At 72.9% G+C, this 26,151-nt stretch carries 23 protein-coding genes; 5 read left to right on the top strand and 18 right to left on the bottom strand.

All coding sequences use genetic code 11. The features are described from left to right. Positions 1–48 precede the first annotated feature (48 nt). Entirely contained in the window at positions 49–1,998 is a 1,950-nt protein-coding gene (locus tag NDW01_RS30300) for a potassium transporter Kup (RefSeq protein WP_252827745.1), read from the top strand. Here NDW01_RS30300 and NDW01_RS30295 read toward each other — a convergent pair. From NDW01_RS30295 to NDW01_RS30275, 5 genes are all read right to left on the bottom strand, one after another. Next, a complete protein-coding gene (locus tag NDW01_RS30295) occupies positions 1,995–3,161 on the bottom strand; it encodes an ARPP-2 domain-containing protein (RefSeq protein ID WP_252827744.1) in 1,167 nt (388 codons plus the stop codon). The two genes, NDW01_RS30300 and NDW01_RS30295, sit on opposite strands and share 4 nt — an antisense overlap. Positions 3,162–3,226: 65 nt before the next feature. After that, positions 3,227–4,657 carry a hypothetical protein gene (locus tag NDW01_RS30290; RefSeq protein WP_252827743.1) on the bottom strand — a complete coding sequence of 477 codons (1,431 nt, stop codon included), beginning with the start codon at positions 4,655–4,657 and terminating at the stop codon, positions 3,227–3,229. Between the two features lie 182 nt (positions 4,658–4,839). Further along, positions 4,840–5,550 (bottom strand): RraA family protein, encoded by a 711-nt coding sequence (locus NDW01_RS30285; RefSeq protein WP_252827742.1) that lies wholly within the window; start codon positions 5,548–5,550, stop codon positions 4,840–4,842. Positions 5,551–5,587: 37 nt separating this feature from the next. Next, positions 5,588–6,226 carry a maleylpyruvate isomerase N-terminal domain-containing protein gene (locus NDW01_RS30280; protein ID WP_252827741.1) on the bottom strand — a complete coding sequence of 213 codons (639 nt, stop codon included), beginning with the start codon at positions 6,224–6,226 and terminating at the stop codon, positions 5,588–5,590. Beyond that, positions 6,223–6,999, bottom strand: a complete 777-nt coding sequence (locus tag NDW01_RS30275; protein WP_252827740.1) for an anthrone oxygenase family protein — start codon at positions 6,997–6,999, stop codon at positions 6,223–6,225. The genes NDW01_RS30280 and NDW01_RS30275 overlap by 4 nt, the downstream gene beginning before the upstream one ends. Positions 7,000–7,079: 80 nt before the next feature. Here NDW01_RS30275 and NDW01_RS30270 point away from each other — a divergent pair, with 80 nt between their 5' ends. Further along, positions 7,080–8,063, top strand: a complete 984-nt coding sequence (locus NDW01_RS30270) for an AraC family transcriptional regulator (protein WP_252827739.1) — start codon at positions 7,080–7,082, stop codon at positions 8,061–8,063. 27 nt (positions 8,064–8,090) lie between these two features. Here the strand turns inward: NDW01_RS30270 and NDW01_RS44025 are convergent, their stop codons facing one another. Then, on the bottom strand, positions 8,091–9,407 hold the full coding sequence (locus tag NDW01_RS44025) for a helix-turn-helix domain-containing protein (RefSeq protein WP_252827738.1): 1,317 nt from the start codon (positions 9,405–9,407) through the stop codon (positions 8,091–8,093). A gap of 156 nt (positions 9,408–9,563) precedes the next feature. Here NDW01_RS44025 and NDW01_RS30260 point away from each other — a divergent pair, with 156 nt between their 5' ends. Beyond that, on the top strand, positions 9,564–10,892 hold the full coding sequence (locus tag NDW01_RS30260; RefSeq protein ID WP_252827737.1) for a serine hydroxymethyltransferase: 1,329 nt from the start codon (positions 9,564–9,566) through the stop codon (positions 10,890–10,892). A gap of 126 nt (positions 10,893–11,018) precedes the next feature. After that, the gene (locus NDW01_RS30255; protein WP_252827736.1) at positions 11,019–11,744 is read left to right on the top strand and encodes a CHAP domain-containing protein; all 726 of its coding nucleotides are present in this window, start codon (positions 11,019–11,021) and stop codon (positions 11,742–11,744) included. Between the two features lie 49 nt (positions 11,745–11,793). On the opposite strand, the gene NDW01_RS30250 is transcribed toward NDW01_RS30255, so the two are convergent. Both NDW01_RS30250 and NDW01_RS30245 read right to left on the bottom strand, forming a co-directional pair. Further along, positions 11,794–12,150, bottom strand: coding sequence for an arsenate reductase family protein (locus NDW01_RS30250; RefSeq protein WP_252827735.1), 357 nt, complete (start codon positions 12,148–12,150; stop codon positions 11,794–11,796). 92 nt (positions 12,151–12,242) lie between these two features. After that, positions 12,243–12,413, bottom strand: a complete 171-nt coding sequence (locus NDW01_RS30245) for a hypothetical protein (RefSeq protein ID WP_252827734.1) — start codon at positions 12,411–12,413, stop codon at positions 12,243–12,245. Positions 12,414–12,655: 242 nt separating this feature from the next. On the opposite strand from NDW01_RS30245, the gene NDW01_RS30240 reads away from it, so the two are divergent. Beyond that, positions 12,656–13,789 carry an FAD-dependent oxidoreductase gene (locus tag NDW01_RS30240; RefSeq protein ID WP_252827733.1) on the top strand — a complete coding sequence of 378 codons (1,134 nt, stop codon included), beginning with the start codon at positions 12,656–12,658 and terminating at the stop codon, positions 13,787–13,789. 33 nt (positions 13,790–13,822) lie between these two features. On the opposite strand, the gene NDW01_RS30235 is transcribed toward NDW01_RS30240, so the two are convergent. The 10 genes from NDW01_RS30235 to NDW01_RS30190 all read right to left on the bottom strand — a co-directional run bounded on the left by NDW01_RS30235 (position 13,823) and on the right by NDW01_RS30190 (position 25,912). Continuing rightward, positions 13,823–14,515, bottom strand: coding sequence for a TetR/AcrR family transcriptional regulator (locus tag NDW01_RS30235; protein ID WP_252827732.1), 693 nt, complete (start codon positions 14,513–14,515; stop codon positions 13,823–13,825). A 31-nt stretch (positions 14,516–14,546) separates the two neighbouring features. After that, a complete protein-coding gene (locus NDW01_RS30230; RefSeq protein WP_252827731.1) occupies positions 14,547–14,984 on the bottom strand; it encodes a response regulator in 438 nt (145 codons plus the stop codon). A gap of 254 nt (positions 14,985–15,238) precedes the next feature. After that, positions 15,239–15,823, bottom strand: coding sequence for a snapalysin family zinc-dependent metalloprotease (locus NDW01_RS30225; protein WP_252827730.1), 585 nt, complete (start codon positions 15,821–15,823; stop codon positions 15,239–15,241). Between the two features lie 143 nt (positions 15,824–15,966). After that, a complete protein-coding gene (locus tag NDW01_RS30220) occupies positions 15,967–17,169 on the bottom strand; it encodes a S8 family serine peptidase (protein ID WP_252827729.1) in 1,203 nt (400 codons plus the stop codon). Further along, positions 17,163–17,486, bottom strand: a complete 324-nt coding sequence (locus NDW01_RS30215; RefSeq protein WP_252827728.1) for a hypothetical protein — start codon at positions 17,484–17,486, stop codon at positions 17,163–17,165. Before NDW01_RS30215 ends, NDW01_RS30220 begins: the two co-directional genes overlap by 7 nt. A 335-nt stretch (positions 17,487–17,821) precedes the next feature. Then, on the bottom strand, positions 17,822–18,616 hold the full coding sequence (locus tag NDW01_RS30210; protein ID WP_252827727.1) for an SDR family NAD(P)-dependent oxidoreductase: 795 nt from the start codon (positions 18,614–18,616) through the stop codon (positions 17,822–17,824). A gap of 28 nt (positions 18,617–18,644) precedes the next feature. Then, positions 18,645–20,120 (bottom strand): tetratricopeptide repeat protein, encoded by a 1,476-nt coding sequence (locus NDW01_RS30205; RefSeq protein ID WP_252827726.1) that lies wholly within the window; start codon positions 20,118–20,120, stop codon positions 18,645–18,647. 110 nt (positions 20,121–20,230) lie between these two features. Continuing rightward, positions 20,231–22,363 (bottom strand): SpoIIE family protein phosphatase, encoded by a 2,133-nt coding sequence (locus NDW01_RS30200; RefSeq protein WP_252827725.1) that lies wholly within the window; start codon positions 22,361–22,363, stop codon positions 20,231–20,233. Positions 22,364–22,568: 205 nt separating this feature from the next. Then, positions 22,569–24,827: an Orn/Lys/Arg family decarboxylase gene (locus NDW01_RS30195; protein ID WP_252827724.1), complete on the bottom strand. Its 2,259-nt coding sequence runs from the start codon at positions 24,825–24,827 to the stop codon at positions 22,569–22,571. Positions 24,828–25,012: 185 nt separating this feature from the next. Next, on the bottom strand, positions 25,013–25,912 hold the full coding sequence (locus NDW01_RS30190; protein WP_252827723.1) for a hypothetical protein: 900 nt from the start codon (positions 25,910–25,912) through the stop codon (positions 25,013–25,015). Positions 25,913–26,151: the final 239 nt, after the last annotated feature.

The raw sequence follows: 26,151 nt of genomic DNA, 5'->3' as shown, positions 1-26,151 counted from the left end.
CGGACCCGGCTGCGTGTGGCCGGATCGCCGTCAGGTAGGTATTGCCTCATGGCCGATTCTGCGGTGCGGGACACCGCGTCCACGTCCGGGCCGGGCTCGTCCGAGCACCGGTCCGGGCTCCTGGCGCTGATGCTGGGTGCCCTCGGGGTCGTCTACGGCGACATCGGCACCAGCCCGCTGTACTCCCTCCAGACGGTGTTCCGCATCGACAACGGGGCCGTCCGCCCGACGAGCGGCGACGTCTACGGCGTGATCTCCATGGTGTTCTGGTCGGTCACGCTGATCGTGTCGGTGAAGTACGTGATCTTCATCCTGCGCGCCGACAACGAGGGCGAAGGCGGCGTGATGGCGCTCGCCGCCCTGGTGCGGCGGGTGCTCGGCGGCGTGCGCGGCAAGGCCGTGGTGGCGATGGCCCTCGGCGTGTTCGGCGCCTCGCTGTTCTACGGCGACAGCGTGATCACGCCCGCGATCTCGGTGCTGTCGGCGGTGGAGGGCCTCAAGGTCTCCAGCCCCGCCGTGTCCCATCTGGTCCTGCCGATCGCGGCGGCGATCCTGACCCTGCTGTTCCTCGCGCAGCGCTGGGGCACGCACCGTGTCGGCATCCTGTTCGGGCCGGTCATGGTGGTCTGGTTCGTCGCGATCGCCCTCGCGGGTGTCGGCGAGGTGGTACGGAAGCCGGGCATCCTGCTCGGGCTGTCGCCGACCTACGCGGGAGCCTTCGTGCTGCGGCACCCGTACGTCGCCTTCATCGCGATGGGCGCGGTGGTCCTGGCGATCACGGGCGCCGAGGCGCTGTACGCCGACATGGGGCACTTCGGCCGGCGGCCGATCCGGCGCGCGTGGTTCGGCGTGGTGTTCCCGGCGCTGACGCTGAACTACCTGGGCCAGGGCGCGCTGATCCTCCGGGATCCCAAGAGCGTGGCGAACCCGTTCTTCCTGCTGCTGCCGGGCTGGGCGCGGCTGCCGATGGTGATCCTCGCGACCGCGGCGACGGTGATCGCCTCCCAGGCCGTGATCACCGGGGCGTTCTCGGTGTCGCGCCAGGCCGTACGGCTCGGGTTCCTGCCGTACCTGCGGATCCGCCACACCTCGCCGCGAGAGGTCGGCCAGGTGTACGTCCCCGCGGTCAACTGGATCCTGTTCATCGGCGTGCTGGCGCTGATGTTCGGTTTCAAGTCGTCCGAGCACCTGGCGACGGCGTACGGCGTGGCGGTCACCGGGACACTGATCATCACGACGATCCTCTTCCTGGTCATCGCGCGGGCGGAGTGGCGGTGGCCGATGTGGCGGCTCGTGGTGATCGGTGTCGTGATCGGCGGCGCCGAGATCACCTACTTCGCGGCCAACCTGACGAAGGTCACGCACGGCGGCTGGCTGCCCCTGCTGATCGCGGTCTCCGTGTTCACCGTCATGAAGACGTGGGAACGGGGGCGCGAGATCGTCACGGCTCGCCGGGTCGACAAGGAGGGCGCGCTGCCGGAACTCGTGCGGAAGCTGCGCATGACCAAGGTGCCGCGTGTGCCCGGCACCGCGGTGTTCCCGCACCCGGGCAAGGAGACGACGCCCCTGGCGCTGCGGGCGAACCTGGACCACAACCACGTCGTGCACGAGCACGTCGTGATCGTCTCGGTGACGTACGACACCATCCCCCACGTCCCGCGGGAACAGCGGATCAGCGTCGACGACCTGGGCTACCGGGACGACGGGATCGTGCACCTCACCGTCACGTACGGGTTCCAGGACGACCAGGACATCCCCGGGGCGCTGCGGCTCGCCGCGTCCCAGGCGGACGGCCGGGACGAACTGCTCGACATCGACCCCGACCACGCCTCGTACTTCCTGTCGCGCGGCTCCCTGCGCCTCACCCGGGAGCCCGGCATGAGCCGGTGGCGCAAGCGGGTGTTCCTCACCCTGGCCAACAACGCCGCCAGCCCCGCCGAGTACTTCCGTCTCCCGGAGGACCGCACCGTCGTCATGGGCACCCAGGTCGAGTTCTAGCGCCCGCGCCGTGCCGCGTCCCCACGGGCTCGGGCGCGGTAGTGGTCGCGGACGTCCTGGCGGAGGAGGTAGCCGAAGCCGGCCGCCTCGATCCGCCGGACGAGCTCGGGCTCGGTGACGCCCATGGCGGCCGCCGTCGTTGAAAGGCTCCAGTCGCCGGCGGCAAGCCGGGTGAGCAGGTGACCGCGCCGGACCTGGTTCTCCGACAGCCGGAACGTCTTGAGGTACGCGAGCCGCCCGGCGTCGTCGTCGATGAGCTCACCGAGGTGGTTCTCCCGATGCCGCTCGAAGGACGGCATCAACCGGGACAGGCGGTACGGCCCGACCTCCTGGACGTACTCGCGGGTGTAGTCGCCGTCCAGCAGCCCGCCCGCCATGACGTCCTCGTGAAAGGCGGCCCACTCGTCCCGCTGCGCCCGTGCGGCGGCCCGCAGGTCGCCGAGCGAACGCACGGCCGTGTCGTCGACGCGGGCGCCGAAGGCGGGCACCGGGCCGCCCAGCATGGCGTAGTGGTAGATCAGTTCGCCGTACAGGTCGTGGATCAGCGTCGGGTGAAGTGCGCGGTAGTCGGCGGGATGCGGCACCACGAAGGCGGCGGCGAGCGCGTCCGCGGCGTAGACGAGGACGCCGCACTGGCCCGGGTAGATTTCGAACACCCGCAGGGCGTCGGCCAGGCCCCGGACCGCGCCGCCCGTGTACGCCTCCTCCGCGCGTGGCGACAGGCCACGGCGGATCGCCTCCCGTGACCACTCCTTCCAGGCGAACGTGGGACCACCGAAGTGCAGCGCCAGGTAGCCCTCCAGCGCCACGTGCAGGGGGAGGAAGCGCAGCCGGTTCTTGTCGAGCCGCCGTGCCATCCGGCGGTGGAAGCGCAGCGGCATCCGCCTGGGCGCGCGGTCGCGGTCGGCGGCGTCGCGCAGCTGGGTGCCGTACGCCGCGGCCGGCGCGCCGTCGTCCGCCCACGTCGCCACATAACCGTGCGGGATGTAGGAGCAGTAGACCGTCCGCGGGTCCACCGTGACCACCCCGGCGTCGGCGTCGTAGAGCCGGGCGTCCAGCCGCAGGTCCTCGATCGGCTCTTCCCGGATCAGCGGCACGAGCCGCACCCCGCCCCACACCTGCGACGGGCGGCTCGTGAGGCCGTTCAGCGTCACCTTGGTCATGGGACCTCCTTCGCCGGCCCCATGACCAAGGGGCCGTGCCGATCGATTTCCCTCGCTTCGCTCGGTCATGGGCCCTCCCGCAGGAAGTCCTCGACGCGCCGTGCCAGGTGGGCGCGCAGCTCCGGCAGTCCCGTGCGTCCCTCCGCGAACTGCGCGAGTTCGACCAGTGCGACCAGGTTCTCGGCGTCCCGGACGCCGGCGGTCGGGACGGTCGGCGCGAGGCGCCGCACGTCGAAGTCGGCGGCGTCGTACACCGGGTTGAGGTGGACGATGGCACAGGCGCGGGACGGGTCGAGCCGGGTGCGCCAGATCCGCAGCACCTCACCGGCCAGACCCGGCGGCGCGTTGTCCCAACCGTCGGAGACGATGACGAGGCGAGCGGTCCCGAGCTCCAGCGCGTCGAGGATCCGCTCGCCGAGCGGCGTCGGCCCGTACGGCCGGACCGACAGCGCGTCGGCGCGGCCGGACAGCCACAGTGGCGTGTACTCCGCGGCCAGCGCCTCCAGCAGGAAGTGACAGGCCAGCGCGACGGCGAGCGGCCGGCGGCGCTTCTGACCCGAGCCGTACGCCGAGAAGCTGTCGTCGAGCACCGCGGCCACGGTCCCCCAGCGGCCCGCATCCTCGCCCGCCGCACGGCGGGCCGCCGTGCGCAGCGCCGCCGTGAGCTCGTCGCGGCGGTTCCGCCGGTCCTCCAGAGAGAGGCCGAGCACGTACGACGCCAGCCGGGTCAGCGGCATCGTTCCCAGGTCGGCCCGTACGGCCTCGGCCCCCAGGCCGCGCGCGGACTCCTGCAGGCGCAGCCGTTCGAGGCGGGTGAGCCGGGGCGCGACACGCTCCAGGAACGCGCCACGCGGGACGCCGTGCCGGGCCGCGAACCCCTCCGCCACGGTGTACGGCAGGTCGTACATCGCGGCCTGCTCGTAGTGGGCGCGCCGCCAGGTCTCCAGGATCGGCGTGCGGTACGCGGCCGGCCGGTGCGGGGTGAACAGGAAGGGGCCCAGCTCGCCGGCGGGCGCCAGGTGCGCGTGCCGGACCGCATCCTTGACCGCCGCGCGGTACTTCACCGCGTCGAACGCCGGGTCGGGGCGGGCCGCCAGCCAGTCCCGCATGATCGCCCGCGTCCGCCGGTTGTTGACCCGGGCACGGCGCAACCGCCGGAACAGGCCGTACACGCGCTGCGGAGGCAGCAGGGCGAGCCGCCGGGCGATCAGCCGGCCCTCGGCGCGGCGCTGTTCGGCGCTCGCCTCGGCCGCGGTGACCAGGAGATTCCGCGCGATGAGCACCGCGTTGTGGTCGTTGACGTCCAGGGCCAGCGTCGCGGCGTACAGATCGCGGTAGTTGCCGAGCACGTACTCGTGAAGGAAGTCCAGCGAGAGGCTCTGCTCATCGGCGCCGGAGTGGAACTCGCGCTGGCCCGTCGACGTGATCGCCGCGTTGACGAACAACAGGACGTCCTCCGCGGCGATCAAGTCCGCGCTGGTCTCGGCACGCGCCACGGTCCGCACCTTCCGGGGGGAGGGAGGGGAGCGCCGGTCGGGGAGTGGGGGCACGAGCTGCGAATCGTCGCTTCATAGGCGGGTTCCGGAAGTCGCACCGCAGTCCCGCGACCGGCTCCGGAACCGTAACATCGCCACCGGGCCCGCCTCATCCCGATTCCCCCGGAGCGACGGGCGCTCGCTCACTCCTCGATGGCGCCGCCCACGGAGCGCAGGTGCTCGCGGAACGTCAGCGACGGCGTCTCGCCGCGCGCGGTGAGGTAGGCGGCGAAGCCGACCTGCTCGCGCAGGGAGACGCCCGCGCGGATCCGCTCGGCCTGCGTCCGCTCGGTGTCGCGGATGCGCTCGGCGATCGTCAGGAGGCGCTCGGCCTCGGCGGCCGGGACGAACAGCACGCCGTCGTCGTCGCCGAGCACGAGGTCCTCGGTGCTCACCGTCTGGTCGCCGACGGTGGCCGACGTGAGCGCGTCCGCCGGGCGGTCGCGGAGGCTGAGCGGGCCGGTGGAGATCGCCCCCAGGCTGAAGACCGGCAGCCCGATCGCCCGGATGTCGGCGGTGTCGCGGTGCAGGCCCCAGATCACGATGCCCGTCAGCCCGGCCGCCGCGGCCTCCAGGACGACCAGGTCGCCGACGCACGCCTCGTCGAGACGCCCGTCGTTGTCGACCACCAGCACCTCGCCGGGCGCCGCGCCCTCGAACGCCTCCAGGAAGATGTCCACGCTGCCGAGGTGCCGGGCGGGGCGCGCGCGGCCCAGCAGGCGGGTGCCGGGCTCCACGGCGCTCATCGCGGCGGGGGCGCAGCGCACGGGCAGGCCGGCGCGGATGCACGCGTCCGCCACGTGCGCGGTGGTCAGCGTCTCGAAGCGCCGCCGGAGTTCCTTGTCGTCGTCCATCCGTGGTTCCTCTCTGGTCTGGCTCGGTGCCCGGCCGTCAGAACGCCGCGATCGAGGCCGGGGCCCGCTCGGCGCGGCTCAGGGCGCGCAGTACGCCGGTCGGGCCGTGCCGGCGCACGGCCAGGCGGGTCAGCAGGTCGACCACCGTCTCGACGGCGCTCGCCGGGAGCGCCGGCGCCGGGACCCCCACGCTGACCGCGAGGTCGTCCGAGTGGACGACCAGCTCCATCATCCGGCTGATCAGCATGTCGTCCAGCGTCAGCGACCACGGCCCCCAGAACGGGATGCGCACCGCCCGGTCCGGCGCGGACGCGAGGTCGCCGGTCAACCTTTCGACGACGGCGTCCACCTCCGCCGCCAGCGCCTCCGGTCCGCCGGCCGCGGCCTCCTCGCCGCCCCGCCGGATGCGGACGTTGATGTCGGCGTCGGGGCCGGCGTCGATCCAGTCCACGCGGGCGTAGTGCTCCAGCAGGGGGATCGTCGGCTCGTGCGGGACCGGCCGCGCCAGGATCCGCGGGATGGCGAGGACCTGGTAGGCGAGGTGACCGGCGAGACCGCTCACCCGGAACTCCGGGAGCGCGCTCGGCCCGGTCCACCGGGCGGCCACCGCCGGGTCGCGCAGCAGACCCGCCGCCGAACGGGCCACGGCCAGGAAGTCGTGCGCCGTACCGGTCAACTCCCACTCCTCGCAGCGTCGCAGGAGGCGGCGGGACGCCCGCCGGCCGACCGTCCGCTCGCCGCGCACAGCCTCTCACAGCCGGCGGCCGCCGGGCGGCGCCAGGACGCCGCGTACCCCGCCTTTCGCGCCACGTCCCCTGCCGCGGCCGGGAACCGGCCTGCGGAGGCCACGTCACCCGTCGCGGGCCGGGACCGGCTCGTGAAGGCCGCGTCCTCCGTCGCGGCCGAGGGCAGACCGGCGGCGCGCGGACCGTCGCGGCGCGCGTCGTCGCGGTGCGCGCCGTACACGACCAGCGCCCAGACGAGGCAGGCGAAGGCGGCGAGGTTCGCGACCGCGCGCACGACGTTCCAGGTGACCCACCGGGCCTCGAACCGCTGCCGTACGGCGGCGAGGCCGGCGATGTGACGGGGGTCGCCGGCCCTGGCGAGCCGGTCGTTCAGCGGGACGTTCACCCCGCTGGTGATGAGGAACATCAGCAGGTAGAACACCAGGGCGGCGACGATCCAGGGGAGGGCCTGCCGTCCGTGCCCGCGCCAGGCCAGCAGGGCCGCGCCGATCAGGAGGATCAGCGAGCCGACGAAGCAGGACATGAACCAGCCGTTGAGGATCGCCCTGTTGACGTTCTGCATCACCTCGACGAACGAGCGGTCGGAGCTGTCGCGCAGCCCGGGCATGACCGCGTACGCGAACGCGGCGAACAGGCCGGCCATGAGGCCGGTCGTGACGGTCGCCGCCATGAGGAGGGCGGTTTGGAGGCTCTTCTGGGTCATGGCTCGATTCAATGGCCTCCGTGTGAGACTTCCCATGGCCGAAGCTCTCTGATTCATACGTGTTCGTCTACAGTCGCGGCATGGACATCGTGGCCGGGCTCCTCAACGGGCCCCGGGCGCAGGGGGCCTTCCTGCTCCGCTCCTCCCTCGTGCCGCCCTGGTCGCTGCGCGTGCGGGACGAGGCGCCGCTCACGCTCGTGGCGACGGTGCGCGGCACGGCCTGGGTGATCCCCGAGGGCGGCGGGGCGACGGAGCTGGGCCCGGGTGACGTCGCGATCCTGCGCGGCCCCGACCCGTACACCTTCGCCGACGACCCGGCCACGGCCCCGCAGGCGGTCATCCATCCCGGCCAGCGCTGCACCACCCCGGACGGCGGTGAGCTCTCGGACCTGGGGGAGCTCGGCGTCCGCACCTGGGGGAACGCGGCCGAAGGCGCCGCGGTGCTGGTCACCGGCACCTACCAGGTGCTCAGCGAGATCTGCCGTCCGCTGCTGGACGCGCTGCCCCCGCTGATCGTCCTGCGGCACGACGCGTGGGACGGCCCGCTCGTTCCCCTGCTCGCCGCTGAGGTCGTCAAGGAGGAGCCCGGCCAGGACGCCGTCCTGGACCGGCTCCTCGACCTGCTGCTGGTGGCCGCCCTGCGCACGTGGTTCTCCCGGCCCGAGGCGGACCCGCCGCCCTGGTACCGCGCCCAGAGCGACCCGGTCGTCGGCGCGGCCCTGCGGCTCCTGCACGACGCCCCGGAGCGCCCGTGGACGGTGGCGGGGCTGGCCGCCGCCACCAACGTCTCGTGGGCGGCCCTGGCCCGCCGGTTCACCGCGCTCGTCGGCGAGCCCCCGATGGCCTACCTGACCGCCTGGCGTCTCGCGCTCGCCGCCGACCTGCTGCGCGACCCCGGTCTCACCATCGGCCAGGTGGCCGAGCGGGTCGGCTACGGCAGCCCGTTCGCGCTGAGCGCCGCGTTCAAACGGGTCCGCGGCGTCAGCCCCCGCGAGCACCGCGCCGCCGTGGCGCGCGACCAGCGGCCCGTGGCGCCGACCGGCCCCTGGCGCCGCCCCGCCTGACCGGCCGCCGGGGCGCGCCCTCAGGGGTCAGGTGAGCGTGCGGCGGGCGAGGCGGCGGCTCTTCAGCGCGAGATGCAGGTCCAGCCGTACGAGCCCGTCCCCGAGGTCGGCGCCGAGGAGGTCGGCGATCCGGCCCAGCCGGTAGTACAGGCTGGTCCGGTGCAGCCGCAGCCGGGCGGCCGTGCGCTGGGCGTCGCAGCCCAGGTCGAGGTAGGTCTCCAGGGTCCGCGTCAGCGTGTCGCCCGAGGCCCCGGCCCGGTCGAGCGGCGCTAGCGCGTCCTCGGCGTCCGCCGGCGGCATCCGCAGCAGGGCGCGGTACGGCCCGAGATCGGACCAGTACAGGGGCTCGGGCAGCGCGGGGTCCAGCACGGTGAGCTCGGCCGCGGCGAGCGCCTGGGCGTGCGCGGCGCGCGCCGTACCGGCGGCGAAGGGAACCGGCTCACTGGCGCCCACGGCGAACCGCGTCCCGTCCGGCGGGGCCCCGCCGCCGACCGCGAGCCGCGTTCCGTCCCGCGGGGACTCGCCGCCGGCCGCGAGCCGCGTCCCGGTCGGAGTGGGCCCGCCACCGGCCGCGAGCCGCGTCCCGGTCGGAGTGGGCCCGCCACCCACGGCCTCGGCGACCCGATGGATCGCGTCCGCGGCCGGAGGGCGGTCCGCCGGATGCCGGAGCAGCACCACCGCGTGCGTGGCGCCGACGAACGATCCGACATAGGCGGGGTGTCGGTGCAGCGCGCGGGACATCCCGGCGCTGAGACGCCGGAAGTCCGCGGAGGTGAGCGCGGCGACGCTCTCGTCCTCCGGCCGGTACGGCACGGCGGCGCACACCTGGATCCGCGCGCCGACCAGCGCCGGGACGGCCGCCGCCAGCCGGTCCCGTACGTCGGTGCCGGAGTCCTCGCCGACCAGCCGCCGGACGAGGCCGTCCACGCCGCCGTCGGCGGGGGCGCCCGGGGTGAGGGCGCCGGCGAGGTCATGGGCGCAGCGGAGCGCCTCGGTGATCGCGGGATCGTCCAGCGGCCCGTCCGACTCCAGAACCCACAGGTACCCGAGGCAGCGGCGGTCCCCGCGGATGGGAACGCACAGCCGTGGTGCCATCCCCAGCGCGGGGTTGGCGGGGACACGGACCGGTCCGGTCGCCTCGGCGATGCCGTGCCGGTTCTGCCAGTCCTGGATCGCGGGGGCGACCTGCCGGGTCAGGATGGCGGCGATGCGCGCGGCGTCGGCACCGGCCTCGTGCGCACTGTAGGCGACGAGCCGGCCCTCCGGGTCGTCGACGGACACGCCGTGCCCGATGCGGGCGGCCAGCGCGTCCAGCCTCGCCTGGATCCCGCCGCTCGCCTCCACCGGACCTCCCGCCGCTCGTCTTCCGACAAGTGTAGGAACGACCGTGCGCAGGTCAGGGCGTTCATCCGATGCGCCGCGCGGCCGCCGCGATCTACCGTCGCCGCGTACGGGCCGCTCGCGCGGCCGCCGTCCCGCAGTTCACCAGGAGATCGCCCGATGGCACGTTCCCTCGCCTCCCGCCCCTGGGTCCCGGCACCGAGCGAAGAGCGCGTGCGGGAGGTATCGGAGTCGGTCGCGAGCCGGCCCGTCCCCGCCGTGCTGGCCGCCCTCGACGGGCTCGTCGCCGAGAACCACCGCATCCACGACGTCGAATCGATCAATCTCAATCCCGCCACCAACGTCATGAACCCGCGGGCCGAGGCGATGCTGGCGGCCGGGCTCGGCTCACGGGCCTCGCTGGGCTACCCGGGGGACAAGTACGAGACGGGTCTGGAGGCCATCGAGCAGATCGAGATCATCGCCGCCGAGCTCGCGGCCGAGGTGTTCGGCGCGCGGTACGCCGAGGTCCGGGTCGGCTCGGGCGCGCTGGCCAACCTCTACGCCTTCATGGCGATCTGCCGTCCCGGCGACACGATCATCGCGCCGCCGGCCGACATCGGCGGCCACGTCACCCACCATGGTCCGGGCGCGGCGGGGCTGTACGGGCTCACCACGGTGCCGGCGCCCGTGGCCGCCGACGGCTACACGGTGGACGTCGCCGCGCTGCGCGCGCTGGCCGAGGAGACGCGCCCGGCGCTGATCACGATCGGCGGCAGCCTGAACCTGTTCCCGCACCCCGTCGCCGCCATCCGGGAGGTCGCGGACTCCGTCGGCGCGCGCCTGCTCTTCGACGCCGCCCACCTCTGCGGCATGGTCGCCGGGCGGGTGTGGCCCCAGCCCCTCGCCGAGGGGGCGCACCTGATCACCATGAGCACGTACAAGAGTCTGGGCGGCCCGGCGGGCGGCCTGATCGTCACCGACGACCCCGAGCTCGCCGAACGCCTCGACGCGATCGCCTACCCGGGGCTGACCGCGAACTTCGACGCCGGGCGGACCGCCGCGCTGGCCGTGACCATGCTCGACTGGAAGGCCGCCGGGCGGGCCTACGCCGAGACGATGGCCGCGGCCGCCGCCCGCCTCGCCGGGGAGCTCACGGCCCTGGGCGTGCCGGTCTTCGCCGCCGACCGGGGCGCGACCCGGTCGCACCAGTTCGCGGTCCTCGCCCACCGGTACGGCGGCGGGCAGCGGGCCGCGCGCCGGCTGCGCCGGGCCAACCTCCTGGCCTGCGGCATCGGCCTGCCGACGGCGCCCGTCGACGGGGACGTGAACGGTCTGCGCGTCGGCACTCCCGAGATCGTGCGGCTCGGCATGACGGAGGCGGACATGCCGGTGCTGGCGTCGTTCATCGCGCGTGGCCTCGACCCGGACACCGAGCCGGAGACGGTCGCGGCCGAGGTGACCGCGTGGCGCGCCGGGTTCTCCGGTGTCCACTTCACCGCCGGCTGAGCCCCCGTCTCCTCCGGGGCATCGGGTTGCCAGCCGGAGTCCGTTAATTTGTCACATTCGCCGATTCCAGCGTGTCAGTTGATCACTTACCGTCTGATCGGATCTTCCGTCAGAAAGGGGTCGGGCATGGCGTGGATCAGGAGAGGCGGGCTGACGGTCGCGGCGACCGTGGCCGGGGTCATGCTGGTGGGCGTGCCGGCCGCGAGTGCGGCGACCGGCACGGTCAACACCAGCGGTGTCGCACTCACCGTGCGCTCCGGCGCGGGCACCGGCTACACGGCGACCGGCAGCGTGCCCGATGGGAACAGCGTCACCATCACGTGCCAGACGCGCGGAACGACGGTCACCGGCACGTACGGCACCAGCAGCGTCTGGGACAAGATCACCAGTCCGGCCGGCTATGTCGCGGACGCCTACGTCTACACCGGTTCGGACGGCACCGTCGCACCGCCCTGCATCCAGACGGTCACCGACGACTACCCCTACAAGTCCGACTCGTGGAGCGAAGCGGACCCGTGGCTCTTCTACAAGCGGGAGTGCGTCTCGTTCGCCGCGTGGCGGGTCCGTCAGCGGCTCGGCGTCGACTTCACCAACTCCTACGGGGGCGTCCACTGGGGCAACGCCATCAACTGGGACAACGCCGCCTCGGCCGCCGGGGTCAGGGTCGACCACACCGCCAAGGTCGGGGCCGTCGCGCAGTGGAACACCGGCACGTACGGGCACGTCGCCTACGTCGCCCGGGTCAACAGCGACGGAACGATCCTGGTCGAGGAGTACAACTACCTCAGCGCGCACAACTACGACACCCGGACGATCAGCGCGAGCAGCGTCGGGAACTTCATCCACTTCTGACCCGGATCCTCCGTGGGCCCGTCCGCGGTGGTGCGGGCCCACGGCCGGTTCAGCCCAGGACCGACCTGACGGACTCGGGGGTGCGGCCGATCACCGTCGTGCCGTCGTCGGCGGTGATGATCGGCCGCTGGATCAGGATCGGGTGCGCGACCAGGGCGTCGAGCCACCGGTCGCGGGCGGCGGGCTCCCGTTCCCAGGACGCCAGGTCCAGCTCGCGGGCGACGGCCTCACCGGTACGGGCGATGTCCCATGGTTCGAGACCGAGCCGGCCCAGGACCTCCTCGAGCTCCTGCCGCGTGGGAGGCTCCTCCAGGTAGCGCCGTACCGTGTAGTCCGCCCCCTCGGCGTCCAGAAGCGAGATCGCCGACCTGCACTTCGAACAGCGTGGGTTGATCCAGATCTCCATGGCGCGCCGGTCCTTCCCTGGCATCGCGGTACGGCGTCAGCGCGACCCTAGCCGACGTCTCCGCCGACTCGCCGGGTGTCCGGCCGGTCAGGTCAGGCCGACGCGGCGTCGGCGCTCTCGGTCCGCGTCTCCGGCCGGTCGGTCTCCGGTAGGGGCCGGTCGCCCTCGTCGACGAGTACCCGCTCCAGCTTGGCCAGTCCCAGGACCAGGAGCAGGGCCGCGATCGGAATGCTCACAGGTGCCACCAGTGCCGTGATCAACATCCGGCACGCCTCCTCCGTGCCGAGACATGTCCGCACCATTTGCCGTGCCCAGCCGCGAAGGTGAGGTTTGTCTGACCTGCGTAGATATCTGGTCAGATGCGCAAAGCTTGCGGCCGAGCGAGTGCCTCGTCGCCGGCTCGCGCCCCTGCCGGACGGGGGCCGCCGGAGTGTGACGAACTTGTTCGTTACGAACATGTTCGTTAGCCTGTGGAGCGGCAACCGTCCTCCCGAAGGAGCCCTCCATGACCCGGCATCACCCGATCGCGATCATCGGCGCGGGCCTCGGCGGCCTCGTCCTCGCGCGCGTGCTCCACGTCCACGGCATCCCCGCGACGGTCCACGAGGCGGAGGCGTCGCCGGCCGTGCGGACGCAGGGCGGCATGCTCGACATCCACGAGGACTCCGGGCAGGCCGCCCTGCGGGCCGCCGGCCTCTATGAGGAGTTCCGTACGATCGTCCATCGCGGCGGTGAGGCCCTGCGCGTCCTCGACAAGGACGCCGTCGTCCACCTGAGCGAGGACGACGACGGCACCGGCGGCCGCCCCGAGGTCGAACGCGGCAGCCTGCGCGACCTCCTGCTCGGCTCCCTGCCGCCGGACACGGTCCGCTGGGGCGCCAAGGTCACCGGGGCCCGCCCGCTGGGCGACGGCCGGCACGAGGTCACCCTCGCCGACGGCTCCCGCTTCACCACCGACCTGCTGGTCGGCGCGGACGGCGCCTGGTCGCGGATCCGCCCCCTCGTCTCCGACGCCGTCCCGGCGTACGCGGGCGTGTCCCTCGTCGAGGCCGATCTGCGCGACGCCGACGCCCGCCACCCCGGGCACGCCGCCCTCCTCGGTGGCGGCTTCGCCCAGGCGCTCGGCCCGGCAAGGGGCTTCCTGACGCACCGCGAGCCCGAGGGGAGCCTGCACGTCTACATCGCGCTGCGGGCCCCGGCCGGCACCCTCGCGGCGATCGACTTCTCCGACGCCGAAGCCGCCAAGGAGGCCCTGCTGGAGCACTTCGCCGGCTGGGACGAGAGGCTGCGTGCGCTGATCGCCGACGCCGACGGTGCGCTGGTCCCGCGACCGCTCCACACCCTGCCGGTCGGCCATCGCTGGGAGCGCGTTCCCGGCGTGACCCTGCTCGGCGACGCCGCGCACCTGATGCCGCCGTTCGCCGGCGAAGGCGCGAACATCGCCCTCCTCGACGGCGCCGAGCTCGGCGAGGCCCTGGCCGCGCACGCCGGCGACACCGAGGCCGCGCTGGCCGCCTACGAGCGGGCGATGTTCCCGCGCGCCGAGACCGCCGCCGCCGGATCGGTGGCGAGCCTCGACCTGTCCTTCCGCGCGGACGCCCCGCACGGCGTGCTCGACCTGTTCGCCGGGGCGCGCTGACCCGTCGCCGCGAACCTCCTGCGGGGGGCTCGATCAGGGCCGGGGAGTCTGGGCGATCCCGTTGATCAAGGTGCGGAATCCCCAGGACACCCGGGCCTCGGGCGCACCGGCGAGCAGATCGTCGGCGACGGCGGCGAGATGGGGACGAGCGGCGGGCGAGGCGCCGCGCACGGCGTCGCGCAGGGCGTCCCAGTCCTCCTCGGACTCGGCGACGTCGCCTCCGGCGCGCGGCGCGTGCTCGGCCGCGGTCGCCGTGGCGTACTGCAGGAGCAGGTCCACGCCCCACGCCGCCTGGCCGGACGGAACGCCGCCCTCGTCGAGCAGGGCGAGCAGCGCCTCGGTGAGGTTCACGTAGTGCTCTCCGTGGGGCCGGGCCACCAGCGCGGCCTGGGCGAGGCCGGGGTGCTCGAACAGCACGGTCAGGTAGGAGGTGAGCACCGCCTCAAGGCGCTCACGCCAGTCGCCCGCGGCGTGGACCGGCCCGAGGTCCACGGCTCCGAGGAGCCGGTCGAGGATCGCGGCGTGCAGCTCCGCGGTGTCGCGGACGTAGACGTACAGCGACGCCGGCCCGGTGTCGAGCTCCTGGGCCAGGCGTCGCATCGTGACGCGCCGCAGGCCCTCGGCCTGGAGGATCTCCACCGCGGTGGCGACGATGCCGTCCCGGGTCAGGGCCGGCTTGGCCGGCCGTTCCCGCCGGCTGCGCGGTGCCGTGGATCGACCTGTCATGCGCCAACGGTAGCGAACATGTTCGGTCCGCTCAGGCGGCGGCTGATGGGTCCGGCAGGCGCGCGGTCCGGGTGAAGAAGCTGTTGATCTGCTGAACGGTGCTGGTGAAGCCGTCGAGGTCGACGGGTTTGGTGACGTACGCGTTGGCGTGCAGGAGATAGGTCGCGGCGACGTCGTCGGAGCTGGCGGACGTCGTGAAGATCACCACCGGGATCGACCGCAGCTCCCCGTCGGTCTTGATCGACTCCAGCACCGCGCGTCCGCTGTACTTCGGGAGGTTCAGATCGAGCAGGACGAGGTCCGGCCGGGACGCGCCGGTGTGCTCACCCCGCCGGTGCAGGAAGTCGAGCGCCTCCTGGCCGTCCTCGACGATCGCCAGCCGGGGCGGCGGGCCGTCGTCGGAGTCGCAGAACGCCTCCTGGATCAGCATCTGGTCGCCCGGGTCGTCCTCGACGACGAGGATGCTCATGGGCTGGCGGGACACTCCGCTTCCGGCTGCCCGTCCTGCGGGGCCCGGGGCGGCCGGGGCCTGCTCGTCGTCCTGGCGGGTGAACACGGTGCGGAGTTCCTCGATTCGAGGTCGGGGTGCGGGATGGCGGAGCGTCGTTTACCGAAGAGTATTTCATGAAGCGTGGTGACGCTGACCGAGGTGGCGGGTGCTCCGGGCGTCCCGGACCACCCGCCACCTCGGCCACGGTGATCGCCGCGCGGGCGGTCAGGCGGTCACGGGGCGTCCGTCACGGGCCCGCCCGCGAAGGGCTGCGCCGCGGTGACCGCCGAGCCGCCGTAGTTCGTCTCGACGGCGGCGCGCTCCGAGGCGTTCGGCGTGGCGTTGGTGCACGAGACGCCACCGGTCGAACCCGACATGAGGGACGAGCACGGGCCGGGCTTCGCGTCCGGAAGCCCGAGGATGTGGCCGAGCTCATGAGCGGCGATGCGCGTCGTGTTGTACCCCTCGTCGACCGCCTCGCGGCCGAAGTAGACCGTGCCGCGCCCGCCGGGCCGTACCGGACCGAGCGTCGACTGCGGCCATCCGTCGAAGGCGATGACCCGGATCTGGGCGGTCGTGCCGGGGGTGGCCTCGACCAGCCGGACGTTGTGGACGTTGGAGTTCCACACCTGCGCGCCGGCGACCACGGCGCTCTTGAACTCCGCGGCCTGGCTGTCGTCGTAGTACAGGGTGGTCGTGGCCAGGGCGGCGCGCTGGGGAGCGGTCGCGGCCGACGCGTCGGCGGCGGGGATCGCGGCGACGGAGAGAGCGAGTGTGCCGGCACCGATGAGGGCGGGGGCGAGGATACGGAACGGCATGGCGGGGCCTTCCTCTGGCGGGACGTCTCTGTCCCGGATCAGGTCGGCCTGATCTTAAGTCCGGAGGATCGACGCAACAAGACTTGTCAAAGCCGGAAAAACAAATAGTCGTAACCCCTTATATCGGCGGATATCCGGCTGTATCAGGTCGCGGAGGTCCAGGGATAAGACGCTCCGGCCTCGCCGGTACGACGGCCGCCGCGCAACCGGACCACGGCGGCGACGAGCGCGCCGACGCTCACCAGGATGAGACCGCCGAGACCGGCCAGCAGGGCGGGATCGTGCCGTACGGCGCCGATCGTCCCCGGGCGGCCGAAGTGTGCGCCGTCGCGGACCCCGGGCGCGGTCAGGGGGACCGGCCGCCCTTCGATTTTCTTGGCCGCGATGAGCGCCTGCAGAGGGTTGACGACACCGAATCCGATATCGGGGTTGTATCCGTTCTTCGGGTGGTGAGCGGAGACCGCCATCACCTGGGCCACCTGGGCCGGCGTTAGACGCGGGAACTCCGATCGCACCAGCGCGGCGGTGGCCGCCACCCACGCCACGGCGGGTGGAACTCCCCAGAACGCCCACCCGGGCTGCCCTCCCGGCCCGACGCCGGGAGTCCGCACGCCGGGCGCGGACACCAGGGTGACACTGCTCTTGAGGGAGTACTTCGGCCACCGGGTGCCGTCCTTCGCGAGCGTGCCGACACCGATGACGCCCGGTACGGCGGCCGGCAACGGCGGCGCATTCCCATCGCCGACCGGCTCGTTCGGGGCCACCACCACGACGTTCCTGCTCCAGGCCCGGTCCAGCGCCGCCTCCATCTGCTTCTGCTCATAGTCGTAACCCCAGCAGCCGGCGCTGACGAGCACCACGCCGGCGCCGTGGTCGGCGGCATACCGGATGCCCCGCGCGAGGGTGTCACAGACGCGGCCGCCGCCCCACCAGTCGTCCGCCCCGTGCTCGCCGTCATCCGGTGCTATCCGGACGGGCAGGATGTCGACGGCGGGGGCCAGCCCGGGCAGATCCGACGACAGGCGGCTGCCGCCGAGGAACGAGGCGATCAGCGTGCCCTCGAGCCGTTTCGGATGCGGCAGGCCGACGAGGTCCGTTCCCGGCCGGAGCGTGCCGGACCTCGGGTGCGTGTGCGGATCGACCCCCGTACTCAGCACCGCCACGGTGACACCGTGGCCTTTGGTGATGTCCTGGGCCAGCAGCGTCTCGGCCATGAGGCGTATCTGCAGATCGTCCGGGTCCGCGTGGGCCGGCCGCGGCGCGCTCGCGGCCGCGAGGACCAGGCTCGCCAGCGTGAGTCCGATGAGCCGGCGGCTCCGCCGGCTCATCCGGTGGCCGGTCAGCATCGGACATCCCGCGCCTTGCACGGGTCGTCCGCCTGGACGAAGACATCCGACAGGTGATCCAGAACGGTGTCGGCGAACCTGAACCGCTCCTTGTCGGCGGTCTCGGGCATCGTCCTCCCGTCGACCCATCCGCTGACCTGCACGGTGACGTAAGGCGTGGGGCCGGACCGGTAGGCCGTGAACTGCCGCCGGGCGTCGTCCCAGTCGGCCGCCACGGTGTCCGGGAACGACACCACCCGAAGCGCGTATCGTCCGTGGCCGCCTGAGGACAACGCCTCGATCGCGGTCTCGGCCTTGTCCTCGTCCGGCATGACCACCGCCCCGACCGTCGTGAGGAGTGTGCGGGTCGCGTCGGTGTACGTCGCCCGGAGGACGACGCGGCAGCCCTGCGCGATGAACGCCCGGGCGACCTGCGCGTCGAGCGCCTCCGTGCAGGCGGCGGGCTGGGCGATTCCGATCCGGTACGCGGGCTGCAGACCGGACGCGTTCCGTACGGTCGGAGGGAAGATCTCGCCCGCTGTACGAATCCGCCAGCGAGCGGCCAGTTCCTTCGCGCCGGCCGAGCACGAGGGCCGCGGCGACCGCGTCGGCGTGTTCGCCGACGGCCCGCGCGTTCTCGGCGTCTACCGGCAGGTGCTGCCTGGGCCGGGGGTCAGGGGAGGATCGAGTCGACGTATCCGCCGTCGGCGCGGACGGCGCCGCCGGTCGTCGCCGAGGAGAACTCCGAGCTCAGATAGACGATCACGTTGCCGATCTCGGTGGGCTCGATGAGCCGCTGGATGAGGGAGCCCGGCCGGTGCTCGCGCATGAAGCGGCGTTCGGCCTCGTCCCACGGCACGTCCTCGCCGACGAGCTCGCCGACGAAGGTCTCGACGCCCGGGGTGTGGGTGGGACCGACGATGACCGAGTTGACCGTGACGCCGGTGCCCGCGGCCGCCTTCGCGAAGCCTCGGGTGACCGCCAGCAGCGCCGTCTTGGTCATCCCGTAGTGCACCATCTCGGCGGGGATGACGACCGCCGAGTCACTGGCGATGTTGAGCACGCGGCCCCAGCGGCGCTCCATCATGCCGGGCAGGTACGTGCGAGTGAGGCGGACGGCCGACAGGACGTTGACCTCGAAGTACCGGCGCCACTCGTCGTCGTCGATCTCCAGGACGGGCCGGGCGCCGAAGATGCCGAGGTTGTTCACGAGGATGTCCACGTCGGGCACCCGGGCGTGGAGCTCGGCGGCGCCGTCCGCCGTCGCCAGGTCGGCGGCGACGGCGGTGACGTCCGCGTCCGGCAGCCGGTCGGTGATGGATCGGGCGGCATGCCGGGTCTTGTCGTCTCCGCGTCCGTTCACGACGACGGCGGCACCCGCGCGGGCGAGTTCCGTGGCGATCGCCAGCCCGATGCCCTGGCTGGATCCGGAGACGAGGGCCCGGCGGCCCGACAGGTCGATGTCCACCGATCCATCATTCCCCGGCCGTCCGGGGCTATCCGGCGGCCGCCAGGCGCTTACGGAACTCGGCGTTGGCGCTCTCGATCACCCGGTTCATGTGCGCGATCTCGTCGTCGGTGGGTTCGCGGCGCAGCCGGACGCTGACGGCGAACTCCCCGTCCTTCGCGGTCACGTCGAGTCCGTCGAGGAGACCCTGCGGCAGCCTGCCCACGACGAAGTCGCGGAACGCGTCGGCGATCGTGCCCTGGATGTCCCCGCACCCGCACGAACGACCCTCCGTGATCGCCGTGAGGTGGCTGCGGCCGACGATGGCGTCCGGATGCGCGACGTCCAGCGTGGCCAGGCCCGCCTCGACCACCTGACCCGCCTCGGCGAACCGCTCCCCATGCTGCAGGAACAGTCCGAGCGCGATCCGCGCGCGGCCGAGCATCTCGTAGTCGTGCCCGAGCTCGGCGGCCGCCACGGCCTCGCGCAGGCGTTCCTCCGCCTCGGCGGGGCGATCCGCCTCCGCCAGCGCCAGGCCCCAGTTCCGCAGCACCTGGCTGCTGAGCTCCGGACGGCCCAGGGCGTCGGCGCGGGTGCGTGCCTGCGCGTACGTGCGCAGCGCCCCGGCCGGGTCGCCCGCGTCGCTCTGCGCCATCGCCAGGCCGAGCGCCGCCATGAGGGCGTCCTCCGCCCTGCCCTGGCGGTCGTACGAGGAGAGGACCTTGTGGATCGCCGTGACGCGCCCGGGCCCGTCGCCGAGATGGCGACCCAGATTCGCCAGATGGGAGAGCGCGTTGAGCGTGGCCTGGTGGTCGGGACCCAGCCGGACCTCCAGCACGGTGGTCAGGCCGGTGAGCACGGCCTTGGCCGCGTCGTCGGGCCGCGCCGCGCCGGTGCGGTTCAGCACGGTCGTCGCCAGGTCTTCGACGACCTCGTCGGGCAGCTGGTCCAGCCCGGGGAAGAGGGGGTCGTGCCCGCCCTCGGCCGTCACGATCTCCGCCCGGAGCGCCAGCGCGGTGGCGACCCGTTCGTGGCCGTTACGCCAGAAGTTGCCGATCGCCTCCTCGATCGCCTCGCGCGCCTCGTGGACGGCCCCGCGCCGGAGGAGAACGTCGGCCAGCGGTTCGAGACCGAAGGCGTAGCCGGGGTGCGGGCGGCCGTAGAAGGCCAGCCGTTCCTCCAGATTGCGCCGCAGCTCGGCGTCGGCCTCGTCGAGCCGGCCGGTCATCAGCAGCGCGGTGCCGAGGTTGAGGCGGTAGGTGAGACGCTCCTTGTACGCGTCGGGGTCGTCGGGCGCCGGCCCCTCGCACGCGCTGCGGAAGCATTCGATCGCCCGGTCCGGGCGGTCGCAGCCGAACAGGAGGTTGCCGAGATCGCACTGCGCGGACGCCCACTCGGGGCTGCCGCGCCCGTGCCGTCGCTCCACGGCCTGGAGCTCTCTCACCATGAGTTGTTCGGCGTCGGCCGGCCGGCCCTCCCGCAGGAGGGCGTATGCCAGGTCGAGCGGCGTGGGGGGTGCTGACATGGCGGGGGAGTCTAACCGTCACGGCCGACAGCCGTCTGGGGCCGACGCGGACGCCCGGCCCGTGAGCCTGATCATGAGCGCCGGACCAGAGCCGGACCCGATGAGGAGCGTCATGTCCTCCGCAGGGCGAGGACGGCGATGTCGTCGGTGTGCCGGCTCGTCGGTCTCGTGCTGATGAGCTCGTCGATCAGGGCGCCCAGCGGGAGGCCCGCGGACTCGGAGAGCCGCCGTGCCAGCGCGTCGGTGGTCTGGTCGATGTCGACACCGGGTACCTCGACCAGACCGTCCGTGTAGAGGACGAGGGTCGTTCCGTGGAGCAGAGGCACCATGGTCACCGGAAAATCGGCCGCATCCCCGATGCCGAGCAGCGGGCCGGGCTCGATCTCGAGTGGGCGGGCGGTCGGGGGTTCTCCGGGACGGCAGCACAGGAGCGGTCGCGGGTGGCCGGCGCTGGCCAGGGCGATCTCGTCGCCGGCGAGGTCGAGCTGGGCGTAGAGGCAGGAGACGAACAGATCGGTTCCGAGATCGGTGAGGATCCGGTCGGCGTGCGCGAGCACCTCGTCCGGTGACGCTCCCGCGGCGGCGTAGGCGTGGACCGCGGTGCGGACCTGGCCCATCAGGGCCGCCGCGTTGACGTTGTGTCCCTGCACGTCGCCGATGACGGCGGCTGCGGTCGTGTCGTCGAGGCGGACCACGTCGTAGAAGTCCCCGCCGATCTCCATGCCGTGGGTCGCGGGCAGGTAGCGGGCGGCGACGTCGAGCCCGGCCAGCCGGGGCAGGCTGTGCGGCAGGAGGGCCTGCTGCAGACCGTGAGCGAGGTCCTTCTTGGCGTCGTAGAGGCGGGCACGGTCCAGGGCCTGGGCGATCAGGCCGGCGAGGGAGGTGAGGATCGCGCGTTCGTCGGCGTTGAAGGTGTGCGGCTCGTCGTAGGAGATGATGCAGCAGCCGACGGGCCGACCGGAGACGATCAGCGGCAGGAACGCCCAGGCCTTCTTGCCGCCGATGCTGGGACCCTCGGGATAGATGACGGAGATCTCTTCGGGAGAGGCGAAGAAGTGGGGGATGCCGCTGGCGACGACGAGGGCGGCGGGGTTGTCGATGACCTCCACCGACACGCCGTCGAAGCGCTCGACGGCGCTGAGCGGATATCCGCGGTGGCCGATGACCTTGAAGCGCCCGCCCTCGGCGGCGGAGAGCCATAGGCCCTGCGCGCCGAACGCGGGCAGGACCTGGTCGGCGACCAGGTCCACGACGTCGCGTACGCCGACGGCCTCGGTCAGCGCGGCGGCCAGGTGCACCAGTTCGTAGAGCCGCCCGATGCGATCGGTGTCGGCCCAGGGGGCGGCCGGACCGGCGGCCATCGTTCGGCAGTCGGATCGCCGGCTCCCGCCCGTGTCGCTCCGGATCACACGGAGGCTGATCCCGCTGGCGTCCGGGTACAGCTTGATGTCCAGCCACACGTCCGGCGGCCGCAGGACGGTGTAGCGCACCGGCTCCCGGCTGATCACCGCGGTGCGGTACCGGTCCTCGGCCACCGGGTTGTCCAACCAGGGCAGCGACTCCCACGGCCGGGTGCCCAGCAGGTCCTCCGCGGCACGGCCGAGCAGTTCCGCGGCGGTGGTGGTGACGAAGGTGATGCGGCCGTCGAGGTCGAGCGTGAGGCCGCCTTCGGGCAGGCGTTCGACGAAGTCGACGGCCGTGTACGGCGGACGGCGCGGCTCGCCGGGCTGCAGCGAGACGACGCGCGGCCGGGCGGGGATGCCGGGCGGGCGGTCCGCGTGGTCGAGCGACCGGGCGATGCGCCGGGCAGCGGCCTCGATGCCGACTCGCTCGCCGCGGTCGGCGGTCGCCGGATGACCGGCGGGCCACATCAGCAGCAGCGCACCCCAGGGCCCGCGCGCGCCCCGCAGCGGCAGGGCGGCGAGGGTGTACCGGTAGGGGAACGCCGCCGCGACGTTCGGATACAGGCGGGCCATGTCCCCCTGGCAGCCCACCCACACGAGATGGTCCTCCCGTACGGCGTCGCACATCGGATTGGACCGGGACATCGGCATGCGCACCCAGGGTGCGATCAGCGCCTCCGGTACGCCGCAGATCGCGACCAGGCGCAGCTCCCGTCTCCCGTCGGTGTACAGGAAGACGCATCCGGTCGCGGCGCCCGTACGGCGCACCGCCGCGGCCAGTTCCTCGTCCAGCGCTCTGTCCAGTGGCTCGGCGGCGCCGATCTCGTCACCGCAGGCCATCGCGCGCGCCTCGCAGGTCCCCGGCAGCCACGCTGCAGGAACTCCCCATAAGGGGACAATACGTCCGACCCTGTCGACGGTGCACCGGCAGCCCGGGCCGGCCCGCGAAACGTCGTCACGCGGGCCGGCCCGGGGCGTACCCGGTCCCCCGGGCCCCGGGCCTGTCCGGTCGGCCGGGCCCCGGGCGTATCCGGTCGGCCGGGCCCTAGTCGATCACGCACTCGATCCAGTAGCGGCCGGTGTCGTCGCGGTGTGCTCCGTGGATGTCGGTGTCGATGAAGGGGAAGGTCCGGTCGAAGGCCTCCAGGGCGCGCAGGTAGCTCATGACCGGTCCGTCGTCGGGGCCGGTCGACTCGCCCGGCATCAGCATCGGGATGCCCGGTGGGGTCACGACGACGACCGTGGCGGAGACGCGGTTCGCCAGCTCGCTCAGCGGCACCCGCTCGGTGCGCGACCGGATCAGCGCCTGGTAGCAGTCGGCCGGTGTGAGGACGGGCTCCGGCAGATCGGTGAAGACCTCGTCGAGCAGGACGTCGAGCTTCGAATCACGCAGCCTGCCGTGGACCTGGGCGCAGAGGGCGCGCAGCGTCACCCCGGACGGGCCGAAGCCGGGCAGTGCCTCCGCCAGGGGCACGTCGCCGTCGTAGGCGTTCTTGAAGTCGATGAGCGCGTCGATCAGGGTGCCCCACTTGCCCTTCGTGATGCCGAGCGAGAACAGCACCAGCAGCGTGTGGTCACCGGTCTTCTCCACGACGATGCCGCGCCGCTCGAGGTAGGCGGCCACGATCTTGGCGGGGATGCCCCACTCCGTGGTGCCGCCGGCGGCGTCCGCGCCCGGACAGGTGATCGTCACCTTGATCGGGTCGAGCATGCAGTGCCCGTCGTCCAGGCCGTCGAACCCGTGCCAGCCGGCGCCGGGCCGCAGCGTCCAGCAGCCGGGATCGGTGGCCAGCAGCTCCACCTCGGCGTCCTCGAACGCCACCGCCTCGCCCGTGCGCGGATCGGTCACCTGCGAGGGCTGCCACACTCCGAAGAACCAGTCCGGGCGGCTGCCGTCCTCCCGGATGCGGGCGGCGAGCCGCACCATCGCCTGCCGGAAGCGGATCGCCTCGACGATCGCCTCCCCGGTGAGGAACGGCCCGGACGGCCCGTCCATCATCGCGGCGGCCACGTCCAGCGACGCGATCATCGGGTAGAGCGGCGAGGTGCTGGCGTGCATCAGGTACGTCTCGTTGAACCGGTCGTGGTCGACGGGGGCGCGGGGCGACGGGCGCACGTGCAGCATCGACGACTGCGACAGCGCCGCCAGCAGCTTGTGCGTGGACTGGGTGGCGAACACCGTCGGCCGCTCCGGCCCCGGCAGGGACCGCTCGTCGACGGCCATGCCGTACCGGCGCGCGTAGAGCGGGTTGAAGCGGGCGTAGGCGAACCACGCCTCGTCGAAGTGCACCCGTGGGACCGACGTGCCGAGCAGCTCCGCGACGCGTACGGCGTCGTAGCACAGGCCGTCGTACGTCGAGTTGGTGACCACCGCGTAGGTGGGCTCCGGCGCGGCCGCGTCCGCGGTGAACGGATGGCCGCCCAGCCGGTCGCGCACCGCTGACGCCGACAGGGTCCCGGCCGGGATCGGGCCGGCCAGGCCGAGCCCGTTGCGCTCGGGGACCAGGTAGACGGGCCGGGCGCCGTTGATGGCGAGGGCGTGCTGGATCGACTTGTGGCAGTTGCGGTCGACCAGCGCCAGCTCGCCGCGCGCGACCGCGTGATGGCCGACGATGCGGTTGGCGGTCGAGTTGCCGTTCATCACGAAGTACGTCCGCTCGGCGCCGAAGATCCGGGCGGCGTTGCGCTCGGCGTCGCCGATCGGGCCGGTGTGCTCCAGCGGTGAACCCAGCTCGGGGACCGAGATCGACAGGTCGGTGCGCAGCAGCCGCTCGCCGTAGTAGTCGAAGAACGCCCGGCCCACCGGTGACTTGAGGAACGCCACGCCGCCGGCGTGGGCCGGGGTGTGCCAGGAGTAGCGGTGGCGGTCCTCCAGGTGCCGCAGCGCCTCGAAGAACGGCGGGAGCGTCTGCTCGGTGTACTCCTCGGCGGCGTGCGCGATGCGCCCGGCGATGAAGTCGGGGGTGTCCTCCAGGGGGAAGACGTAGCCCTGGATCACCTCGTACACCCACAGGGGGACGTCGCGGGGCTCGTGGTCCGCGGTCAGCAGGAAGACCGGCAGGCGGTTGAACCGCTTGGTCACCGCCTTCATGATCTCCTCGGCGCCGGGAGCGCCCCAGCCGGCCAGCAGTCCCGTCAGCGTCGCGTCCGAGCGGATCACCGCCAGGGCGTCGGCGCTGCGGTGGGTCCAGCGCACCCGCAGCCCGTGCTCGTCCATCGCCGCGCAGAGGCGGCGCAGCTGTTCGGCGATCGCCGAGTCGGCGTCGGGCCGCTCGTCGACGGCCAGGAGTATCGCGCGTTCCATGCCAGGACCTCCGCGTGGGTCGGACACGCCGACGGCACGTCACCGCCGGGGAATACTAAGGGTGTTCAGAGCACTGCGAACTGTAACACCCGTCACGGACGACGGAAAGTGTCGGCAAAGTCGCGGAAGGTCACATCCACGGGTGCGTCAGGGGCGCCCGGTGAGGGAGATCCACCGGATGCTCCCTAGTCCCACTCCCAGCCGATCCCGAGGTATCCGCCGGCCTGCAGTCCGAACTCGATGACGTGGACCGTGTGGGAGCTGGACAGCCGCAGGTCGGTCTCCTCCGCCGTCCGGGCGGTGGCGTCCGGACGCCACGTCCGGTAGCAGCGGGCCGGGATCGCCGACGGATCGAACTCGATCTCCAGGAGGTACTCGTGCTGGGGGTACCGGAAGCCCCGGCCCTCCTCGGTGTCGGGCGGTCCCGGCGGGGTGAAGCCGAAGCCGTACTCGATCAGGTACGTCTCGCCGCGTGCCAGCGGCCGGTCGAACAGGAGCTCCGTGGCCACCAGCGCGCTCGCCTCGTCCGTGCGGACCCGGCCGACCCTGCAGCGGCTCGCGTCCTTCCGTGTGGGCAGCACGCCGTGTTCGTTGTGGTAGAGGCAGATCCAGCGGTCCACTCCCGGCTGCTGCGCCTGGAGCACCGCGCGGGTCTGCACCGACCGGAGGTCCCGGTCCGGGCCGAGGACGTAACGGTCGTGCAGGCTCAGGCAGGTGATGCGGCCGTCCACCCGATCGCCGATCTCGTCCAGCAGGTCGAGGGCGCCGGGAGTCGGGAAGATCTCGTTCAGCGACCATGTCCCGGCCGGGCGGTTGCCCGGCGGTTTGAGCAGCGTGATGAGGGAGTTGCGCGGCAGTTCGAGGATGCTCTCCAGTCCGCGTACGGCCCGGAGCGAGTCGGCGCGCTCCGGCCGGGTCCGGCCACGCTGCCAGTAGCTGAGGCTGGAGAGGCTGACGTGGATGCGCCGCTCCCTCAGCCGCCGCTGGAGGGTCTCCAGCGTGAGACCGCGAGCCTGGATGGCGGCCTGCAACGCCACGTCGAACGGACCGCTCCGAACCACCTGGAGGAGATCATCCTCCACCACGCTCCGCACGGTTCGAGTGCCTCCGGTTGAGGACGGCCACCCCCGACCTGGCCTTGACCGAGGTACGGACAGGGCTGTGTACGCCATGAAAGATCTCAGTCGCGTCGCCGGTTGGCAAGGCCCCGGCAAAGGCGATCACCCCGGACCTCGGCAGGCGGGGCACCGAGGTCCGGGGTGATCCGGTCGGGAGGCACGGTCCTTCCCGTGGAGCGGGGTCGCTGGAGGAATAGTGGTCGTCG

Origin of the sequence: Actinoallomurus soli, assembly GCF_024055715.1 — a bacterium.
GTDB lineage: Bacteria > Actinomycetota > Actinomycetes > Streptosporangiales > Streptosporangiaceae > Actinoallomurus > Actinoallomurus soli.
The sequence above is the reverse complement of the archived record's forward strand: the minus strand, read 5'-3'. Positions and strand labels throughout refer to the sequence as shown.

Coding starts and splice junctions, on each gene's coding strand:
- NDW01_RS30300 (WP_252827745.1), top strand. CDS start 49: ATGGCCGATTCTGCGGTGCGGGACACCGCGTCCACGTCCGGGCCGGGC.
- NDW01_RS30295 (WP_252827744.1), bottom strand. CDS start 3,161: ATGACCAAGGTGACGCTGAACGGCCTCACGAGCCGCCCGTCGCAGGTG.
- NDW01_RS30285 (WP_252827742.1), bottom strand. CDS start 5,550: ATGGACGACGACAAGGAACTCCGGCGGCGCTTCGAGACGCTGACCACC.
- NDW01_RS30275 (WP_252827740.1), bottom strand. CDS start 6,999: ATGACCCAGAAGAGCCTCCAAACCGCCCTCCTCATGGCGGCGACCGTC.
- NDW01_RS30270 (WP_252827739.1), top strand. CDS start 7,080: ATGGACATCGTGGCCGGGCTCCTCAACGGGCCCCGGGCGCAGGGGGCC.
- NDW01_RS30260 (WP_252827737.1), top strand. CDS start 9,564: ATGGCACGTTCCCTCGCCTCCCGCCCCTGGGTCCCGGCACCGAGCGAA.
- NDW01_RS30255 (WP_252827736.1), top strand. CDS start 11,019: ATGGCGTGGATCAGGAGAGGCGGGCTGACGGTCGCGGCGACCGTGGCC.
- NDW01_RS30250 (WP_252827735.1), bottom strand. CDS start 12,150: ATGGAGATCTGGATCAACCCACGCTGTTCGAAGTGCAGGTCGGCGATC.
- NDW01_RS30245 (WP_252827734.1), bottom strand. CDS start 12,413: ATGTTGATCACGGCACTGGTGGCACCTGTGAGCATTCCGATCGCGGCC.
- NDW01_RS30240 (WP_252827733.1), top strand. CDS start 12,656: ATGACCCGGCATCACCCGATCGCGATCATCGGCGCGGGCCTCGGCGGC.
- NDW01_RS30235 (WP_252827732.1), bottom strand. CDS start 14,515: ATGACAGGTCGATCCACGGCACCGCGCAGCCGGCGGGAACGGCCGGCC.
- NDW01_RS30230 (WP_252827731.1), bottom strand. CDS start 14,984: ATGAGCATCCTCGTCGTCGAGGACGACCCGGGCGACCAGATGCTGATC.
- NDW01_RS30225 (WP_252827730.1), bottom strand. CDS start 15,823: ATGCCGTTCCGTATCCTCGCCCCCGCCCTCATCGGTGCCGGCACACTC.
- NDW01_RS30220 (WP_252827729.1), bottom strand. CDS start 17,169: ATGCTGACCGGCCACCGGATGAGCCGGCGGAGCCGCCGGCTCATCGGA.
- NDW01_RS30205 (WP_252827726.1), bottom strand. CDS start 20,120: ATGTCAGCACCCCCCACGCCGCTCGACCTGGCATACGCCCTCCTGCGG.
- NDW01_RS30200 (WP_252827725.1), bottom strand. CDS start 22,363: ATGGCCTGCGGTGACGAGATCGGCGCCGCCGAGCCACTGGACAGAGCG.
- NDW01_RS30195 (WP_252827724.1), bottom strand. CDS start 24,827: ATGGAACGCGCGATACTCCTGGCCGTCGACGAGCGGCCCGACGCCGAC.